Origin of the sequence: Rhizobium sp. AC44/96 (assembly GCF_001692185.1) — a bacterium.
Taxonomy (GTDB): domain Bacteria; phylum Pseudomonadota; class Alphaproteobacteria; order Rhizobiales; family Rhizobiaceae; genus Rhizobium.
In genome coordinates this window covers 18,706-38,540 of sequence record NZ_LXKO01000010.1, presented here as the reverse complement: position 1 = coordinate 38,540, position 19,835 = coordinate 18,706, and the positions used below count along the sequence as shown (strand labels likewise).

General features: G+C 59.7%; 13 protein-coding genes. 8 read left to right on the top strand and 5 right to left on the bottom strand.

What is annotated here, in order from left to right; translation table 11 throughout:
* Window positions 1-26: 26 nt before the first annotated feature.
* Together ppk2 and A6U87_RS10815 are read right to left on the bottom strand one after the other, a co-directional pair.
* Window positions 27-857, bottom strand: coding sequence for a polyphosphate kinase 2 (gene ppk2, locus A6U87_RS10825; RefSeq protein ID WP_065691276.1), 831 nt, complete (start codon window positions 855-857; stop codon window positions 27-29).
* A 1,197-nt stretch (window positions 858-2,054) separates the two neighbouring features.
* Window positions 2,055-2,525, bottom strand: a complete 471-nt coding sequence (locus A6U87_RS10815; protein ID WP_065691274.1) for a hypothetical protein — start codon at window positions 2,523-2,525, stop codon at window positions 2,055-2,057.
* A gap of 265 nt (window positions 2,526-2,790) precedes the next feature.
* On the opposite strand from A6U87_RS10815, the gene aspT (A6U87_RS10810) reads away from it, so the two are divergent.
* From aspT (A6U87_RS10810) to A6U87_RS10795, 4 genes are all read left to right on the top strand, one after another.
* On the top strand, window positions 2,791-4,482 hold the full coding sequence (gene aspT, locus A6U87_RS10810; protein ID WP_065691273.1) for an aspartate-alanine antiporter: 1,692 nt from the start codon (window positions 2,791-2,793) through the stop codon (window positions 4,480-4,482).
* Between the two features lie 144 nt (window positions 4,483-4,626).
* Window positions 4,627-7,338, top strand: coding sequence for a decarboxylase (locus tag A6U87_RS10805; protein ID WP_065691272.1), 2,712 nt, complete (start codon window positions 4,627-4,629; stop codon window positions 7,336-7,338).
* A gap of 133 nt (window positions 7,339-7,471) precedes the next feature.
* Window positions 7,472-9,163, top strand: a complete 1,692-nt coding sequence (gene aspT, locus A6U87_RS10800) for an aspartate-alanine antiporter (protein WP_065691271.1) — start codon at window positions 7,472-7,474, stop codon at window positions 9,161-9,163.
* Window positions 9,164-9,281: 118 nt separating this feature from the next.
* Window positions 9,282-11,000, top strand: a complete 1,719-nt coding sequence (locus A6U87_RS10795; RefSeq protein WP_065691270.1) for a SulP family inorganic anion transporter — start codon at window positions 9,282-9,284, stop codon at window positions 10,998-11,000.
* Between the two features lie 72 nt (window positions 11,001-11,072).
* Here A6U87_RS10795 and A6U87_RS10790 read toward each other — a convergent pair whose 3' ends face one another.
* From A6U87_RS10790 to A6U87_RS10780, 3 genes are all read right to left on the bottom strand, one after another.
* Window positions 11,073-12,674 (bottom strand): bifunctional aspartate transaminase/aspartate 4-decarboxylase, encoded by a 1,602-nt coding sequence (locus A6U87_RS10790; RefSeq protein ID WP_065691269.1) that lies wholly within the window; start codon window positions 12,672-12,674, stop codon window positions 11,073-11,075.
* Window positions 12,675-12,780: 106 nt separating this feature from the next.
* Complete coding sequence (locus A6U87_RS10785; RefSeq protein WP_244499466.1) at window positions 12,781-13,974, bottom strand: porin; 1,194 nt, start codon at window positions 13,972-13,974, stop codon at window positions 12,781-12,783.
* 264 nt (window positions 13,975-14,238) lie between these two features.
* A complete protein-coding gene (locus A6U87_RS10780; protein ID WP_065691268.1) occupies window positions 14,239-16,047 on the bottom strand; it encodes a hypothetical protein in 1,809 nt (602 codons plus the stop codon).
* A gap of 112 nt (window positions 16,048-16,159) precedes the next feature.
* Between A6U87_RS10780 and A6U87_RS10775 the strand changes: the two genes are divergently transcribed.
* The 4 genes from A6U87_RS10775 (at window position 16,160) to A6U87_RS10760 (ending at window position 19,827) form a co-directional block, all read left to right on the top strand.
* Window positions 16,160-16,606, top strand: a complete 447-nt coding sequence (locus A6U87_RS10775) for a potassium channel family protein (protein ID WP_065691267.1) — start codon at window positions 16,160-16,162, stop codon at window positions 16,604-16,606.
* Window positions 16,607-16,807: 201 nt separating this feature from the next.
* The gene (locus tag A6U87_RS10770) at window positions 16,808-17,170 is read left to right on the top strand and encodes a hypothetical protein (protein WP_083199345.1); all 363 of its coding nucleotides are present in this window, start codon (window positions 16,808-16,810) and stop codon (window positions 17,168-17,170) included.
* A gap of 323 nt (window positions 17,171-17,493) precedes the next feature.
* Window positions 17,494-18,549, top strand: coding sequence for a septal ring lytic transglycosylase RlpA family protein (locus A6U87_RS10765; protein ID WP_065691266.1), 1,056 nt, complete (start codon window positions 17,494-17,496; stop codon window positions 18,547-18,549).
* Window positions 18,550-18,630: 81 nt separating this feature from the next.
* Window positions 18,631-19,827 carry a D-alanyl-D-alanine carboxypeptidase family protein gene (locus tag A6U87_RS10760; RefSeq protein ID WP_065691265.1) on the top strand — a complete coding sequence of 399 codons (1,197 nt, stop codon included), beginning with the start codon at window positions 18,631-18,633 and terminating at the stop codon, window positions 19,825-19,827.
* Window positions 19,828-19,835: the final 8 nt, after the last annotated feature.

The window sequence follows — 19,835 nt, the reverse complement described above, 5'->3', positions numbered from 1 at the left end:
ACCGATGCGGTCGCGCTCTGGAAAGACTATGCCGTGACATCAGGAACGACGCGGCGGAGGCTATCATCCTCGACGTAGTCGTGCGGTCGCTTCTGGCGCTTCCCAAGATCCGGCTCATCGAACTTGACGTGTTCGTAGGGAATGGATTTGAGGATATGCGAGATGCAGTTTATGCGCGCCCGCTCCTTGTCGTCCGAAGGAACAATCCACCATGGGGCATGTTCGGTGTCGGTCATCCGAAGCATCTCGTCATAGGCGCGGGTGTAGTCCCACCAGCGACGATAGGATTCCACATCCATAGGGCTCAGCTTCCACTGCCGAACAGGATCCTCAATCCTCTTTTTGAAGCGTCGCCCCTGTTCCTCCTCGCTGACCGTCAGAAAGTATTTCAACAGCAGCACGCCACTTTCCACGATCGCTGCCTCGAAGCGCGGAGCCAGTTCCAGAAAGCGCTGCGCCTTCTTTTCCGTGCAGAAGCCCATGACACGGTCGACGCCCGGCCGATTGTACCAGCTGCGGTCGAAGATAACGATCTCTCCTGCCGCCGGCAGATGCGCAATATACCGCTGCATGTAAATCTGTGACTTTTCGCGATCGGTCGGCGCCGGAAGCGCGACAACCCGAAAAACGCGTGGGCTCACCTTTTCGAGAATTCGCTTGATCATTCCGCCCTTACCGGCGGCATCGCGTCCCTCGAAAATGATGACAATCCTGAATCCCGATTGCTTGACCCACGCCTGCAGATGGGCAAGCTCGACCTGCAGCTTCTTCATCTGCTTGTTATAGTTGAAGGCTTTTTCTTTGTTTTTTTCTCCTTCAGATCCTGCTTCACGGTCTGAATCGCGCGTCTTGCTCATGCTTCCCTCCGTTGTTGCTTTATTAGGGGTGCCCGACGTTACTTGCGGCGTATCGAGCCAGGCGCATTGCTAATGGGATTCAAGGCTGCAGACGGATGCTATCTCATCCAGCCGTGTATGTGTGACCGCTCCCGTCGGGCGCTGACGCCCACAACCGTCCTCGGTTACAGTCATTTCGTGGCATATTAACTTGGATGGAGCTAAGTGACGTGTAACATCATGTAGTATCTGTGGTGCTTGTGAAACCGGCTTTAGAGGTATGGCTTCGCCGGGATGGCACCGGTTTGGTGCGCTCGGTATTTGCCTCGATTTCGCGTGGCGGGTTGGTTCTTCCGGCCGAAGTGGGAGCCACGTTGAATTGTCTCGATGGTAAGGGAGATCGTCAGGGTCGCCGGCTCGTCTGTATCTTCATGTATAATACGTCCATAAATGGTTTAACTGAAATACGATGATCCATCTCTTGCCGGGGAACCTTGCAGGTGCGCGATGGGGTCTAGCTCAGATAAACCGTTACCTTCACCAGGCCTCGCGGCTGCGCTTGAGCTTTTTCCGGCGCAAGCTCGGCGGATAGAGGATTTATTTGAGTTCGATGAGAGCTTCCGCGGGTTGTGCGAGGATCTTGCGGATGCACAGGCGACCTTGGAGCATATCGTACGGCTTCCAGATGACATCCGTGAGTCACGTCGACTGGAATACCGAGAGCTGGTGACCGCGCTTTCGAGCGAGATTGAAGAGGCTCTGTCCAAGGCCAAAGTCATTCATTTGCACCAGCATCGGCACCCACCTAAACCCTAGTGGCCAGCCTTTTGTGCCCCTGCCGCTCCCACTGTCCAATCACCTTGCAGAGATATCATGATTTCGGAGGCTACGGTCGACGGTCGAGTATCCCCTCTGTGAAAAAGGGGGATGAGGTAGACCTTCCGTTGACGGGATCTGAGTGTCGCCGGCCATGCTCATGCGTTGATGCTGACTGGACGCCGGGCTTTCGATCCAGCCCGGCTGCGTGGCTCTGTTTCAACGACGTATGCCCGGGGACGATTTAGCGCGTTCAGAACGCAACAATCCCCGCGACGCGGTATGTGGGCCAACCCACAAACGCGCCGTCGTCTTCGAGGGCAAAGATCTGCCCCGACACTCGATCGCGTTCAAGCCTCAGCTGTCAAATCGGCGGCGTCAGGCGGGGCAGGTGATAGCGGATCACTCCACCGGCGGTTCCCAGCCGAGGAAGAAGCCGATATCGCCCGGTATTCCGCCGGGGAAATTGATGACCATGGCCTTGAGCGTATAGCCTTGCGGTTTGGCGACGGCCTCAAACAGGTCGTAGACCTCCTTGGCCCTGCCTTGCAGCGTGTTCTGCCATCCCGCCAAGCTGTTGTTGATCGCCCGCCCGCTGTCGGTGCAGAAGCTCGATGGGAAGCTGTAGACCATCGCCTCGAACTTTCCGTCGGCCGCCGCCTTCATCACCAGCCGCTTTATGACTGCGCGTTCGTTGTCGCCGATATGCTTCTTGAAGAAGTCTTCGACAAACTCGGCGTGCTTCTTGGCCTCGCGCTCCTTGATCTTGTCCTCGCGGTCCATTTCCGCGAGTTGAAGCTCCAGCGCACGCTTCCTCAGGTCTTCCGCGCTCTCGATCGTCGAACGGGGACCATCTGCTTTTGGTTCTACCATCACACCATGCCTCCATCTAACCATCGGCACGATAGGCCGTGTGGATAAGCGAGGGGAGTAAGATACACGTCCCGTCCGGTATAATACGGTATTTTACTTCGCAAGCGGCGGTTGTTGGAGGACCTTTAGGGCAGCATCACGGTGGCCCGGAGGTCATGCGGGATCGGAGGAGAGTATTCGTTAAAAAATATTTGGTGGGGTGCACTTCGGGGCCGGATTGCCTCGTGATGTTGAGCATCCCGCAATCCCAATGAGAGAGGGCCCGATGATCGACTGGTTTGTCAGCACGCTTCGCACCTATCCGGAAATTGCAATTTTCCTGTCACTCGGGCTGGGTTATTACTTTGGGTCATTCACCTACAAGGGGCTGGGGCTCGGCGCGGTAACCGCGACGCTCATCGCTGCGGTCCTGATCGGCCAGCTCGGCATTACTATCTCACCGCCGCTCAAGCCGACGTTCTTCCTGATGTTCCTGTTTGCAATCGGCTACGGCGTCGGGCCACAATTTGTGCGCGGGATAGCGAAAGACGGGATTCCACAGGCGCTTTTCGCCGTTGTGGTCTGCGTCTTCTGCCTGGGGGCAGCCTATTTTGGTGCCTTGCTTGCAGGCTACGATATCGGTTCCGCGGTCGGGCTTTATGCCGGCTCGCAGACGATTTCGGCCTCGATGGGGCTTGCCACCGATGCCATCAATCGCCTCGGTCTGCCGCCGGAGCAGAGCAAGGCCATGCTGGACGCGATGCCGGTCGCATACGCTGTCACCTATATTTTCGGCACGGTCGGCTCGGCCATCGTCCTTGCGCTCTTCGGCCCCGCGATGCTCAACATCGATCTGGAAGCCGAATGCAAGCGTTATGAGGAAGAGCAGGGGGGCAAGAAGGCTCTCGGTGGCGCCGGAACAGCCTGGCACAACTTCGAGCTACGCGCCTACAGGGTTAAGGAAAACGGCAAGATCGTCGGTCTGACGGCGCTTGAGGCTGAGGGCCTCTTGCCCACCGAGCGCGTCTTCATCGAGCGCATTCGCCGCGCAGGCGTGGTGAAGGACGCCACGGCAGATACCGTGATCGCGGCTGGAGACATCGTCGCCGTGGCCGGCCGCCGCGAGGTTCTTGTCGATCTCATCGGCAGCGTCGCCGACGAAGTGGACGACCGCGAGCTTCTCGCTGTTCCCGCCGATGGCGTAGATGTCTTCGTCACCAACAAGGACGTGGACGGAAAGACGCTTGCGGAGCTCGCAGCTCGACCAGCCTCTCGCGGCGTATTCCTGCGCAAGATCGTCCGCGGGGCAACGGCTACCGAGATACCGATCCTGCCAAACACCAAGATCCATCGCGGCGATATTCTCACGATCGTTGGCCGAACACAGGATACCGCGGCTGCAACGCGCGATCTTGGCCGTCCGGATGCACAGACGGATGTTGCCGACGTCGCCTTCATCGGTGCGGCTATCACCATCGGCGCCTTGGTCGGTGCGCTAACCTTCAAGATTGGTAGCGTTCCGCTGACGCTTTCGACATCGGGCGGTGCGCTTATCGCGGGCCTCTTCTTTGGCTGGCTGCGCTCCGTTCGTCCGACCTTCGGCCGTATCCCGTCCCCAACCGTCTGGTTCATGAACTCCGTCGGTCTCAACGTGTTCATTGCCGTCGTCGGCATCTCGTCGGGCCCGGGTTTCGTCGCCGGTCTGCAGCAACTCGGCTTCAGCCTGTTCCTGTGGGGGATCGTGGTCACGACCGTGCCACTGGTTCTGGCCATGTACGTTGGCAAATACGTGTTTCGCTTCCATCCGGCGATCCTGCTCGGATGCTGCTCTGGTGCCCGCACCACGACCGCTTCGCTTGGGATGATCAACGACCGCGCGAAGAGCCAGATCCCCGGCCTCGGCTACACGGTGACATACGCCGTCGGCAACACGCTGCTGACCATCTGGGGCATGGTGCTCGTGATGCTGCTCGCCTGAGCAGCGCACGTTGGGAGGTCGGCTCGATCATCGAGCTGACCTGCCGTCAACACCAGCGGATCAAGCGCCATCGGCAGACCCTGCGGGAGCGCAAGGCTGCGGGGACGGCGGAATTGCAATCAGAACCCACATCTGGAGACCGGGATGCCAAGCAAGAGCGCACATATCGATCAGTTTCTGCTGATACATTCGGCGCGTGCAGACAACTGGCGCGCAGTGACCAGCCTAGCCGACGCCTGGGCCAGCAAGCGCGGAGACAGGGCGGCATTGGAGGCAGCACTGGCGGACTTGGCAGCTGTCGAGGAATATCACGCCTATCCCGGATCGCGATTGCTGACAGCGTTGAGCGAGCGCATCGCGACCAACGACGCAGGTGGAGCCGCACGACTGGCGCGGCGGATTTCCAACGGTCTGCTGACACATGCCTATCGCGGCCGCGCGGCCGAATGGGATGCCCACGAAGAGATGTCACCGAACGAGGTGGCGGACATGATGCCGCCGGCGACCGGTGAGCTAGGCGGACACCGCCCCTATTTCGAGGTGCTGTTCGTCAACAGCCAGCCGGCAGCGCGCTGGCCCGCCTTCGCCAGAGAGATCCGCAGGCTGCGCCGCCCGGAAGATGCCTTCATCTATGAACCCGTCATTGTCGGCTCCTTCGAGGATGCCGTCTGTGCCGCGGCCTTGAACCCTGACATCATCTCGGTTGTCCTTGCAGAAGGTTTCCCTTACCGCTCGCGGCATGATGCACCAGTGCTCCGCTCGGTTCTAGATCCGCTCGGAGAGTCCGACAGTCCTGACATGTCTGCGCTCCGCCTAGCACGCGCGTTGCGGCGGATCCGTCCGGAACTCGACGTCTATCTACTCTCTGACCGCCAGGTCGAGAAGATCGCCGGAGACCCGGCAGCCGATGCCATCCGCCGCATTTTCTATGCGGTCGAAGAAATGCTCGAATTGCACCTGGCGGTCCTGGAAGGGGTCCAGGCGCGCTTTGAAACGCCGTTCTTCGACAATTTGAAAAAATATGCGCGCCGACCGATTGGCACGTTCCATGCGCTGCCGATCGCTCGTGGCAAGTCGGTCTTCAAGTCCGACTGGATCCGCGACATGGGGGAGTTTTACGGTCTCAATCTGTTCTTGGCGGAAAGCAGTGCGACGACAGGCGGCCTCGACAGCCTTCTGGAGCCGACGGGAAACATCAAGCGCTCCCAGGAGATGGCGGCGCGCGCCTTTGGCGCCGATCATGTGTTCTTCGTCACCAACGGCACATCGACCTCCAACAAGATGGCGGTCCAGGCGCTGCTTGCGCCGGGTGACATCGCCGTGGTCGATCGCAACTGCCACAAGTCCCATCACTACGGAATGGTGCTTACCGGGGCTCAGCCTTATTACGTCGAAGCTTTCCCGATGACGGAATACTCGATGTACGGCGCCGTGCCGCTTGCCACGATCAAGCAGGCATTGCTGGCGCTTCGCGCGGAAGGGCGGCTCGATCGGCTGAAGCTGCTTGATCTCACCAACTGCACCTTCGACGGGCACATGTACAATGTCAGGCGGGTGATGGAGGAGTGCCTCGCCATCAAGCCAGACCTCATCTTCCTTTGGGACGAAGCCTGGTCGGGTTTTGCCCGTTTCTCGCCATTCCTGCGTCCGCGCACGGCAATGGGTGCCGCAGCCGACCTCGAGGAATGGCTACGTGACCCCGCATCCGTAACGGCTTACGAAAAGCAGCATGCCGAACTGGGTGATAATCCGCCGGACGAAACGCTGCTCGCCACCCGCCTGATCCCCGATCCGCGCCTCGTGCGCCTTCGTGTCTACCAAACCAACTCGACGCACAAGTCGATGTCTGCCATCCGCCAGGGTTCCATGCTGCTGGTCAAGGACGTGGACTTTCATACGGTCGAGGCCCAATTCCACGAAGCGGTCTTCACGCACGCTTCGACGAGCCCGAACCAGCAGCTCATCGCCAGCCTCGATGTCGCTCGCCGGCAGATGGAGCTCGAAGGGTACGGGCTGGTGATGAACGCGATCGAGATCGCGCTCAAAATCCGGCAATCGATCAACGAACACGAATTGATCTCAAAGTATTTCCGTGTCCTCGGCGCCGACCAGATGATCCCTGCGGCCTACCGCCAGTCGGGCTTCAAGGACTACCTCGCGCCGGGTTCCAGTTGGGCAACGGCCGTCAAGGCTATGCAGGAGGACGAATTCTATCTGGACCCGACGCGCATGACGTTGGTTTGCGGCACTGCCGCCTTCGACGGAACGCAGTTCAAGGGACTGCTGGCAAAAGAGTACAATATCCAGCTCAACAAGACCTCGCGTAACAGCGTGCTGCTGCAATCGAACATCAACAACACGCGCAGCGATGTTGCCCACCTCATCCGCGTCCTCGTCGAGATCTGCCATGGCATCGAAAAGCGCCTAGCGGACGGCGGCGAGGCCGAGCGTGCGGCGTTTGAGGCGCGCGTCAAATCGCTGATGACAGATGTGCCGGACCTTCCCAATTTCAGCCACTTCCACGAGCTGTATCGCAGCGATGCTGGCCGCACGACGCCAGAGGGCGACATGCGAAGCGCCTTCTTCAACGCTTATGATGCCTCGTTGTGCGAGTATGTGCCGCTGAACGGTGCCGAGTGCGATCGAAGACTGCGCGAAGGCCCCGAAATGGTCTCGGCGAACTTCGTCATTCCCTATCCACCGGGATTCCCGATCATGGTGCCGGGCCAGGTGCTGACGCAGGAGACCATCGACTTCATGCGCAAGCTCGATGTGAAGGAGATCCATGGCTACGAAAAGGCGAGGGGGCTGAAGCTGGTCAAGCCCGATGCCGTCGCCGCGAAGGTGAAGCGCTGAGGAGGCGGAGCCGGCGGCGAGATCTTCGCGGGCCAATTTAAGGCGCCGCGGCAGGCGCCGGGAAAGGTAAAAGCTGCCGGCGCCGCACCACCGACGCCGGCCCAAGGCACGCTCGTGGGTTGGGGGCATAGTCATGGTGTGGATTGAGCAAATTCTGGTCAAGTATCCTGAGCTCGCCGTGTTCCTTGCAATCAGCCTCGGATATCTGATTGGCGGGGTGAAACTCGGCGGGTTCAGCCTGGGGCCCGTCACCGGCTCCCTTTTCGCTGGCATTTTCATTGGGCAAGTCGCTGAAGTGCCGATCGCCGGAATGGCGAAGTCGTTCCTGTTCCTCCTATTCCTTTTCGGTATCGGCTATTCCGTCGGGCCGCAGTTCTTGCAGGCTCTCAAGCGGGACGGCATGAAGCCGGTGCTGCTCGCCGTCGTCGTCTGCGTGAGCGGCCTACTCACCGCCATCGTCGTTGCCAAGATCCTCGGGCTTGACCCGGGCTTTGCGGCGGGCCTGGTTTCCGGTGCGCTCACGGAAAGCCCGGCGATGGGCACCGCGACCGAGGCGATCAATGCATTGCCGCTACCGGACGCGGATCGAGCCCGTTTCGTTGCACACGTGGCTGTTGCCGACGCCGTCTGCTACGTCTTCGGTGCGGTCGGAGTGATCCTTTTTTGCAGTCTCGTCGGCCCGAAGCTGCTGGGCGTGGACTTGAGTGCCGAGGCGCTGAAGCTGGAACGAGAGCTGGGGATCACCCGCACGACGGCCGGTGTCGCGTCCGCTTGGCGCAGATTTGAGGTTCGCGCGTACCGCATCGCCCAAGGTGCGCCCATCGTCGGCATGTCGATGGCGACTGCGGAAGCCTCGTTCCCCGAACATCGGCTTTTCGTTCAGCGGTTGCGAAGGCAGGGCACGATACTGGAGGGCTCATCGGAGATCCGGTTCGAAGCCGGTGACATAATCGCCGTGTCGGGATCGCGGGAGGCGCTGATCACTGTGCTTGGGCCGCGCGCCGAAGAGGTCGAGGACAGCGCACTGCTCGATATACCGGTCTCTGTGGCGGATGTCCTGGTGACGTCTCGAAATTTCGTCGGTCGGACGATCGACGGGCTGTCAAAGGAGAGCTGGGCACGGAGCCTCTATCTCCGCGGGATCACGCGTGGTGGCCAGGAAATTCCCTTGGCGTCGGGCGTGGTCATCGAACGCGGAGACATCGTCCGTCTCGTCGGCCCTGAGAACGTCGTTTCGCAGGCCGCCAAGCAGATTGGGGTGGTCGTGGCGCCGACCACGACCACGGACTTTTTTGTTCTTGGGCTGGCGATATTCCTCGGTGGTCTTGTCGGGATCATCGTGACCGTTCCAATCGGTGACATGCGGATATCTCTCAGCACCAGCGTGGGCACATTGCTTGCCGGCCTGCTCGTCGGGCATCTGCGCACCCAGTTTCCGCTGTTTGGCAGAATACCGGATGCAGCTGTATCCCTCATGACCGCGCTTGGCCTCGCCGCCTTCGTGGCAATGACCGGTCTGCATGCCGGGCCCGTCTTCGTCTCCGCCATTGCTGAGGCCGGGGTCGGCCTGTTGCTGGGAGGTATGGTCGTCACCGCTATCCCCATGCTCGTCGGTCTCTATTTCGGGCGCTACGTGCTGCGCATGAATCCCATTCTGCTGCTCGGGGGATTGGCCGGTGCCCAGACGATGACGGCCGGCATGGCGGCGGTCCAGGACAGGTCGGGAAGCAGCGTTGCCGTTCTTGGCTACACGCCGACGGTACCGATCGGCCACATCTTGCTTACGACCTGGGGAACCGTGATCGTCGGCGTTATGGCGGGATAAAGCGGCCGGTGCTGCGGACATTTGTCTGGCCGCCGCGCCATGCCGGGATTAGAATCATGGGCGCGTGGGCTGCGGCTGGCGCGCTTTCCGAGACGCCTTGATACGGAAAGAGAACATCATGCTTCGGTCATCAGATACTGCGCAGCCAATCGGGCCATCAGCAGGGACGCTGCGGCCGGATATTGTTGCGGGTCTGACGGCAGCGGCGGTCGTCCTGCCGAAGGCCATGGCCTATGCGACGGTGGCCGGTCTTCCTGTGAGCGTGGGCCTCTATACGGCCTTCGTGCCGACCGTTGTCTATGGGCTGCTAGGAACCTCGCGCGTACTGAGCGTCAGCTCGACGACGACACTGGCAATCCTGACCGCTGCGGAACTCGCCCTCGTCGTTCCTGACGGCGACCCCGCAAAGCTGCTCACGGCCACTGCGACGCTCACGGCACTCACCGGCGTCCTCCTGATCCTTGCGTCTGCGTTGCGCCTGGGTTTTGTCGCGAATTTCATCTCCTCGCCTGTGCTGACCGGCTTCAAGGCCGGTATCGGGCTGGTGATCGTGCTGGACCAGATACCGAAGCTGCTTGGCATTCACTTCACCAAGGAAGGCTTCTTCCGCGATATTCTTAGTCTTTTGCAACACGTTCCCGAAACGTCGATCACAACGGTGCTTGTCGGCGCGATCGCACTTGTCCTGTTGCTGTTCATGGAGCGCGCGTGGCCGCACTCGCCTGCGCCCCTCGCGGTCGTCGCCGGCGGTATCGCGGCATCATGGCTGTTCGGCATGAGCAATCACGGCGTCTCCGTCGTTGGCCACATCCCCCAGGCGCTGCCGTCGCTGACGCTGCCGCACGCCGACCTGATCAGACAGTTGCTGCCGGGCGCGATCGGCATCGCCTTGATGAGCTTCACCGAGACCATCGCCGCAGGGCGCGCGTTCGCAGATCAGTCGGACCCGCCGATCCGCGCCAACAGGGAACTGATTGCGACCGGTGCTGCCAACCTGTCCGGCGCCTTCTTCGGCGCGATGCCCGCGGGCGGCGGGACATCACAAACCGCCGTTGTGCGTGCAGTCGGCGGCCGAACGCAGAAGGCGTCGTTCGTGACTGCGGCCGCGTCAGCCGCGACGATGCTGGTACTGGCGCCTTTGCTCGGCCTCCTGCCGCAAGCGGTGCTTGCCGCAATCGTCATCGTCTACTCCGTTGGCCTCATTCAGCCCGCTGAGTTCGTCTCGATCCGCAATGTACGGAAGATGGAATTCCGCTGGGCCGTAGCGGCGTTCCTGGGCGTGCTTGTCTTTGGCACGCTTCAGGGCATCGTCGTCGCCATCATCCTCTCCCTGGTCGCATTGTCCAGCCAGGCCGCAAACCCACGTATCCATGTGATCGGCCGCAAGCGAGGCGGGGACGTCCTGCGACCGGTTTCGCCAGAGCACCCCAACGACGAGACAGTCGAAGGGCTGCTGATCTTGCGACCGGAAGGCCGGCTCTTCTTCGTCAATGCGCAGCATGTCGCAGACACGATCCGCGAGTTGGTCGTTCTGAACAAACCCCGGGTGCTCATGCTGGATCTGAGGGCGGTGTTCGATATCGAATATTCCGCGCTCCAGATGTTGATCGAAAGCGAACGAAGCCTGGCCGAGCGCGGCATCGTGCTCTGGCTTGCAAGCCTCAATGCGGATGTTCTCGACTACGTCAGGGTGTCAGGATTTGCCGAACGGCTTGGTGAGAGCCGCATGTTCGCCTCGGTTCATGCCGGCATTCGGCACTACCAGGAGAGTGCGGTGCCCATATCCGGACGCTCGCCGCCGACGCCTGATGCCGAGGCACCTTCTGACGAGACCTGAAGCATTCGGATTGCAGAAATAGAAAGACCGCGTACCTTGGAGGACGCGGTCTTTCTAATTCAGTGTCTTGCCTTACTTTTTCGATGCGTTGAACCGATCGACATAACCACGTCCAACCGCACGCACGGCCCGGCCGATATCGTCATAGACGTCATCCGGCAGGTTGGCGAAGGAGACGCGAACGCTCCAGTCAGGCGCTTCAAATCCGCCGCCGTTCAGCAGCACGATCGAATGATCCTCTGCCAGCCTGTAGACGAGATCGAGAGGATGGACATGCTCCTTGAGCCAGGTCACCATATCCTCGCCGACATATCTGCGGAGCCAGAATTCGAAGTCGATCGTTCCGTAGTAGGCGGCGAAATTGGCGTTGGGCTGCAGATCGAGGGGAAGTCCCTCGAGAAGCGTGTTCACGCGTTTGTGGCAAATGGCCATGCAGGCCTGCTGATAGACCTTTTCGCTGTCGATCAGTTCGCTCATGGAGAACATGGTCATCATCACCTGCTGCGGCAGGGATAGACCGGCGGTGTGGTTCAGCGCCACGTCCCGGCTGTCGGCAACGATGCGGTCGATCATCTTCAGCTTGCGTGGCTCAAGCGTGATCGAAATGTAGCGCTTGTCCAGCGCCTCCAACTCCTTGGCCGGAAGCTCCTTGAGGCGGTCATCGAGAATATTCTTCTCGTTAATGCCGATCACGCCGAGGCGCCAACCGGTGCAGCCGAAATACTTGGAATAGGAATAGACGCAGATCGTGTTGTAGGGCAGTTCCGCCATCAATGAGCGAAAATGCGGAACGAAGGTGCCATAGACGTCATCCGTCAGGAGGATGAGATCAGGCCGCTTGGTCTTCACCAGGGTGACGATCTTCTTCAGCGTCGGGGCATCGATGGCCATCGAGGTCGGGTTGCCTGGATTGACGATGAAAAATGCCTTGATCTTGGGGTCTTCGAGCTTCTTGAGTTCCTCGTCGGAGTACTGGAAGCGGTGTTCCTGCGTCGCGCGGATGTGAACGGCGTGGAACGCATAGTCCTCCAGCTCCGCAATCTCGATGTAGGGGGTGAAGATCGGGGTTCCCATGGCGATCGTGTCGCCCTTCTTGAGAATCCGGTTGGCCATCAGCGACTTGAAGATGTAGCACATTGCCGCAGTGCCGCCTTCGACCGCATAGAGGTCAAATTTTCCGACGGACTGATCGGCGCCCATCGCCCACAGGAGATAGCGGTGCGCGACCTGCTCTGCGTGCACCAACATCCGATCCGGAACCGGGTAGTTGTCGCCGATGATCGAATCCGTCAGCTCGTGTACGAAGGCGTCCGCGTCGAAACCGAATGCCTTGACGCCGTGGTCGACGATTTTCGAAATGAAGGCCGCGCCCGGCTCGTCCGCATGCTTGCCGAGCCACGCCGTGAGCCTTGCCGCAATGCCGCTCATCTGTGGCATGCCGGCGAGACCGGCCACCGGATTGTCCATGGTGCGCCGGCATTCGGACAATGCAAACTGCCCGAACAGGAAGAAGCCTTCACGCGGCGTCGTCGCCACCCAGTTCGGATTGCCGCGTCCGGCATTGAGCAGGGCGTGCGCGGATTTCTGAGAGCTGCGCTTGGCAAGCTTCATCAACCCGTCCTTGATTTCAAACGGGCTCATATGCTCGTATTCGCGATAGTCGATCTCGGTCATGCTACATCCTCCCGTGATACGGCTTAAGCGCCGCCATGGTTGGCGGTTCGCTGCCTCTTCCAGTTGAAGGGTCCGTCGCGCCCGAACCTTTGAGCGCGAAACATCGCTAAAATTTCAGTCTGGCGCCTGCGAGCACTGCATAGCTGTCTTGGACGCTGGCGACTTCGTCGTCATACGAATAGGTGCGCGCGCCGACGTAGAGTTCGGTCTGGAGATAGTCGAGATTCTGGACGACCTGCACACCGTAGGAATCGCTATTGGTACCCTTGGCTTTGATGTCCTTGCCAAAATAGGCGTCGACGGAGAAGGCGGTCTTGCCGACCTCGAAGATATCCGTTTGGTAGCCAAGCTTGGCATAGCCGTAGCGGCCATCGATCGCTTCCTTGTCGGAATAACCCGCCGCAAGCGTCAGGCTAAGGCCAGTCGGCTGATGCAACAGGGAAACCGAGGCGTCGTAGATCGAGTTGCTGTCGCCCGGCCTCGAAAAGGCCAATGCGCCACTGACTTTGACGTCCTCAATCGTCTGGTCGTATCGCAAGGCGATGTCCCACACGGCGACGTCCGTCGGATCAGGTACGACTTGCGTTCCGACCGACGATGACACGCTGAACCCGCCGAACGACGGTGTGTCGTAGCGGAAGCGCAGTTTTCGGCTGAGACCGTCGTAGTTGGTGAAGGCGTCCTTGACGCGTATCGAGGAAAGCGTTCCATCGTCCAGCCTTAGGAATGGTCCACCAGCCATGTCGGAAATAAGCGAATAGCCTACGACGCTGGTGCCCGACAAATCGACTTCGGCGGTACCATCGGAAGCCATGCTGCCTTGGCCGAACCAGAACTTCCCGTACTCCTTCGAGTCCATATAAACTTCCGCCTTTCGCAGAAGGTTGGCCTCCCAATCGTAGTGATCCTTATTGAGCTGATTGACGCTTGTGGTCGAATACGGTGTCCATTCCCATTCGAGATTGCCGCCGACCGACCAGTTGTTCTCCATCTTGGTGGAGAACCGAAGACCAGCGCGCGTCGACGAGTTGCCGTTGTCCACAGGGAAGTAGTTGTCGGTGGAACCGCCGTCGTCATAGACCAGCAGGCCTTTGTTGATCTGACCGTAGAGCTCTACATAGGAGTTGTCGTCTCCGAGCCGCAGTTTCGGAATCCAATGCTCCTCGGCCTTGCTGGTCTCAGCCGGTTTGTCTGCCGGTTTCGCCGCCTCTTGGGCAAGAGCGGATCCGACGGGCAGGCACAATGCAAGAAGAGAATAAATCGGCGCATGCACGGCACTGCACTTTGCTCGTCGCATCATGTGTCCCCCAAGCGTTTCGTCAGTAATAGGATGAGCGTCGACGTCGCACACCCTGGCACCCCAAATGCCAAACCACGAATTCGACCTCGCCATCGCAATCACGCCGTAGCTACTGGACCTACGCTTCCCATATAGGCCGGTGCGGGCGAACAGGGCAGTAAGATACAGGCCATTTCCGGTATGATACGGTAAAATACCTCGCATCTACTGGTTGCGGCTTCGCTGCGGTGGATCGGCATACCCTAAATACGGGAGAAGGTTCCGCTACTGCGTCGAAACCGGTGCGTCGGATGATGCAACAGGCGTGCCGGCTGCTCTCAGGCCGGCAAAGAAGCGCTCCTGATCTTCTTTTCGTTGAAGCCGTATCGAAACTTCCTTGCGGATGCTTTTCATGAGCGCCGGCGCATTGGCCTGAAGCCAATCCTGCTGTTGCTTGCCTTCTTCGCGTTTCCCGGCCGCACCAAGGATCGACAGCAGCACGAGGCGGTGTATCGGATTGTATTCCAGGTCGGACATGCGCGACCACAGTTCGGCGGCTTGAAGGTCGCCACGCATGAAGGCGCAAAGCGCCATGCCGACTTCGTAATAACCCTTGGGACCGGCGCTCTTGTTTACCGCGCTCGACACCAGTTCGCAGCCGGACTGCCATTTCCCCGACATCGACAGTCGCAGACCGTATTCGCCGGCCACCTCCGCATCGTTCGGGTTGGCGGCGTAGGCGGCAGCGCCTGCGCGCAAGGCCGTATCGATGTCATTCTCGAAGAAGCTCACCAGCATCAACGCCTGCAGGGCGCGCGAGTTCTGAGGGTCGATACTGATCGCCTTCTGGGCCGCTTCGACGGCGCGTTGAAGCGGGGCGGGAGAAGACGGTCGCCCAAGCTTGAACGCGAACCTGAACTCGTCGAGATTGGTCAGTGACAGCAGCGCCCAATAGGTCGCTTCGTTCGGATTGCGCTGCGTGGCCTTCTGTAGGCAGTCCTTCGCGGCGTCATGACTGGTCGCGCTCATGCTCATGCGATAGCTGTAATATGCCAGCGTGCATGCGTAACTGTCGAAGCTGCCACTGGTTCGCTCCTGGGCGAGCGCACCGGCATCCGTTTGGAAGATGGTGCCATAGGGCTGGGCGACCGTGGTTGCGACACGCTGTGCAATATCCTCTTGAATCTGAAAGATTCCTTGCGATCGCATGTCCCCGTCGTAGCTGTTTGCCCAGACGACGGCGCCATCAGCCGTACGGACAAGGCGGACCAGCGAGCGCAGCTGGTTTTCCTCAAGCCGGACGCTGCCCTGCAAGGCATAGCGGGGCTCTTCGGTGGTGCTTTCGTCCCTCGCCGCCGGATTTGCGATGACAACGATATCCTTGAACTTCACGAGTTGCCCGATGACCTCGTCTCTCAGGCCTTGCGCCATATCGGACGTTGCCTCTGATCCGGCGCCATTCTGGAATTGCTCGACGAGGATTTTCGGAGGGCTCGCGTCAGCGACCGCTGTGGGGTGCGAGGCGCCTAGCATCGGCGCGAGCAAGGACGTGAGCGGCGTATGGGCGGCTACCGCGAGTGCAGCGAGGAACGCGCCTGCCGGCAATGCGTATTTCACCCAGGAACGGGTGGGAGCAGTAACGAGTGGAGCCGGCGAGGGCAGGAGCGGCGCCGAGCCAGTCTCCTTTGCCAAGACCGTGTCGGATAAAGGTTGCGGGCCAGTCGCCTTGTCGCTCTCAGCATAGGTGAACGACGGCACATAACCGCCTTTTGGTATCGTGACGACCACCCGATCGTCACGACCAACGATCAGATAATAGCGTTCCAGGGCTCGGCGCATCCGGCCCGCTTCGATGCGTACGACAGGGTCGTTTTGCGCATCGAATGACACGTTTCGGCCGAACACGATATTGGCAATCGTGAACGCCTTCAGGAACTCCGAGCGTCCCGCCAGCGTCTCGTCCACGATGAATTGCAGGAACGCGCGGCCTCGCTGCGGAGAGTGAAACTCGGCGCTCGCAAATATCCGATCCAACTGCTGGCGTATCTCCACCTCAGTCGGTTGATCGGCACACGGCAGGTTTGCAAGTTCCATGGCTCCCTCGGCATAGAATTAAGCATTCCTAATTTGCTATTGTTATATATCGGTTTTATTGCAATAACAACCATAGGCCGCAACTGACGCGAGTTTCGGAGGGGCAATCGCGGTGATCCTTGTCGTTCTGATAGCTGCCAGCCTTTTGCTCGGCACGATCATCGTTCACGGCATTGCCGTGATAGTTCTCTATGGCTTTAGTCTGAAGCCGCTCGCCAAGGCTGCCGGCCTGTCGAACGCGATGCGGCTAGGTTACACCTACGTGTTCGTTCTCGGCTTTGTCGTTGCACACTTTATCGAGATCATGATCTGGGCGCTGGCTTATTGGCTGACCGGAGCGCTCGAGAATATGGAGGAGGCCGTCTATTTCTCGGCGGTCACCTTCGCCACCATCGGCTATGGTGATGTTACGCTGACGGGTCACTGGAGGATCGCCAGTGCCCTGGAGGGCGTCAACGGCATACTTCTGTTTGGCTGGACGACCGCCTTCCTTTTCAAGCTCTCAGGCATGTTGTGGTTTCCGGAGGGCTCGGCGCCTGAAGTCTCCGACCGAGAGTAGCGATGCAGAATTCGGCCGGCGACCGGCGACTTGTCCGCGAAAAGGTTTGAGTTATTGTTGTCGAAACGGTGGGTCTTCAGCATAGGCCTGGTGAATTTCTCCTATCCGGTAAGCTTGCCGTCGCCACTCACTTCTACAGCATACTCAGAACGTAATCGGACACGCGTTTGATTCATCGAAAAGTTGAGGGAGTCTGAGATAATGGCATACCTATCGATTTGGAAAATGCTGCGTGCTGCCCCGGTCAGAAGCGCCGGACTCTTGGTCGCGGCCTCTGCGTCCCTGCACCTAACGTCAGTCACGGCGTCGGAAGCTGCCGGTGATCAGTTTGATAAGTTTCCCTTTGTGATCAGCTGCGAATACAAAGGGATGTTCCACGCTTTCTATCTTTCACGAATTACGCCTGAAGGATTGGCGACCTATGTCGCGTCGGAACGTCTTGCAGGCACGATCTCCCTTGACGGCCATGCGAAAGCGGTTGGCGGATCCAACGGTGGAAATTGTCTGGGCAAGACGCTCGACCAGTTGCAGGAATCTGGTCAGGCACATTTTATAAAGCCGTAGCGCGGGAGACATCGCGGCGGCCTGAGGCGACAAGGACGTCCGGCGAAATATCCATTCCTTTAGGTCGTCGCACGGATCGGGATTTGCGGTTCCTCGACTGAGAGCGGGTCGCCGCGTCCCATGTCGGGACGTGCGGTTATAGATCGTTAAATTAGCAGTTTATTAACCATATTAATTAGAATTGTCTCTATCTCGGCGAAAGTCTTCGCAAATTTGCCACGAACGCATCATGATTAAAGTCTCGTTAGGTTGATGGAACTAGGGGTGTCTTGCCCGCAAGGGCGGATTTCTTAACCATAACGGTCTTGAGCGGCGTGGGACATATGAGGCGAGACGGCGGGGCAATGTCATTTGCGACGGGAATGCGATGGGTAGGGCTGTCGCTGATCTGTGCAACGGTTACGGCATGTGGCACGGCGCCTGCGCCGACCAAGCCTAAGCACGGCAAAGAGTATTTCTCCGAGAAGGAATATGGCGTCAAGGCGAGCCCGCGGGTCGCGACCGGCGACAATATCCCCAAGGGCGGCGGCCGCTACATGGTCGGCAACCCCTACACGGTCAAGGGTAAGATGTATTACCCGAAAGAGGATTTCTCCTACAATAAGGTCGGTATCGCTTCCTGGTACGGCTCAGCGTTTCATGGTCGGTTGACCGCCAATGGCGAAGTCTATGACCAGATGCACCTATCTGCCGCTCACCCGACATTCCCGCTTCCAAGCTATGCCCGTGTAACGAACGTCGAGAACGGCTCGTCCGTTATCGTGCGTGTCAACGATCGTGGCCCTTATCATGAGGGCCGTATCATCGACCTGTCGAACAAGACGGCCGATATGCTCGATCTGCAGCACAGCGGCACGGGCAATGTCCGCGTGCAGTATGTCGGTCGCGCCCGCATGGACGGCCACGACATGCCGTATCTGATGGCCTCCTATGTGCCCAAGGGCAGCCGTATCCCGGGCATCAATCCGGGTGAGGGGCAGATCGCTAGCGGCGTCATGGTAGCGTCCAACAGCAAGCGCATAACTGCCGACGAGATCCAGACATTTGGCGGCTACGCGCCCACGCCGGCCTCCGTTCCTGTGCCGATGTCGGCGACCTCGTATGCCGGTTCGACGCCTAGCGCCAAGTACAACGCCGTGCCGACCCCGATGGCGTCGCCTTTCTCGACCGGTGCGTCGCAGTCGTACGAGCAGATGGTTGTTCTCCCCGATATCGGCCCCGTTCCTTATGAGCGGCCCTATGGTGGCGGCATGGCGATGGGCTATCAGGAAGAGATCAAGACGGTGACGGTTCCACTGGCTTTCGATGCCGTCATGGTGCGTAACGACGGGCTCACGCAGGATTCGATCCTCGCTTCGTTCAAGCGCCAGAAGCGGTAACGCTGGCGCCAGTGGTGCGGCGGTCGAACGCCGTTTATGTCGTCTCCCATGGGCAAGGTTGCCTGATTGGTGGGGTTGTTGATGCTGAAGCGTATGCTTCGTCTTTGTGCGTTCTTGTTGCCGGTTGCTGCAAATGCCGCGCCGGCTGCCAATGAGCCGGCGCCGGCCTTCGGCACAAAGGCAGCACAGGCCTACATGATCGAGGCGTCGACCGGCACAGTCCTTCTGGCCAAAAACGAACACCAGACGTTTTCGCCGGCATCCCTTGCCAAGCTGATGACGGTCGAACTCGTCTTTGATGCCCTGACGAAAAACCAGATCACCCTCGACACGCAATATCCTGTCTCCGAGTACGCCTGGCGCACCGGTGGAGCGCCGTCGCGCACGGCAACGATGTTTGCGGCGTTGAAATCGAATGTGCGCGTTGAGGATCTGGCAAAGGGCATCGCCATTCAGGGCGCGAACGACAGCTGCATCATCCTTGCGGAGGGCATGAGCGGCGGCGAGCCGGCCTTTGCTGAAGCGATGACCCGCAGGGCCAAGACACTCGGCATGCAGCACTCGCTCTTTGGTAACTCGACCGGCCTTCCTGACGGGAAGAGCAAGACGACGGCGTTCGACATGGTCACGCTTGCCGTTCAACTCCAACAGGCCTATCCGAACTTCTATCCCTATTTCGCGCAGCCCGATTTCCAGTGGAACAAGATCTTCCAGCGGAACCGCAATCCGTTGTTGGGCTTCGGTCTTGGGGTTGACGGGCTCGCGACCGGGTTTGCCGAGGGAGAAGGATATTCCATCGTCGCGTCCGCCGTGCGCAACGACCGCCGGCTGTTCGTGGCACTCGGCGGTATTGCATCCGACAAGGAGCGAACCGAAGAGGCCAAGCGCATCATCGAGTGGGGGCTGGGTTCATTCGAGAGCCGGCAGTTGTTCGCAGAAACCGAAGTCATCGGTGCGGCCAGCGTCTACGGTGGCGCCGAGCGCAACGTCGATCTTGTCGCGAAGGCCCCTGTCAGCGTCTATATCCCGGTCAACAATCCCGATCGCCTGGCCGCGCGGATCGTCTATCGCTGGCCCTTGATGGCGCCAGTGGCCGCCGACCAGTCCGTGGGCACGCTTCGCATCTTTGCCGGCAGCCGACTTCTGCGGGAGGTTCCCCTCTACACGAAGAACGCGGTTGAGGTCGGATCGCTGAGCAGCAGAGCCGTCGATGCGCTGCTCGAAGTCGGTGAATCGCTGCTCTTTTCCTGGCTCTGGAACAAGCCCGAGCCCACGTGATCGCCATA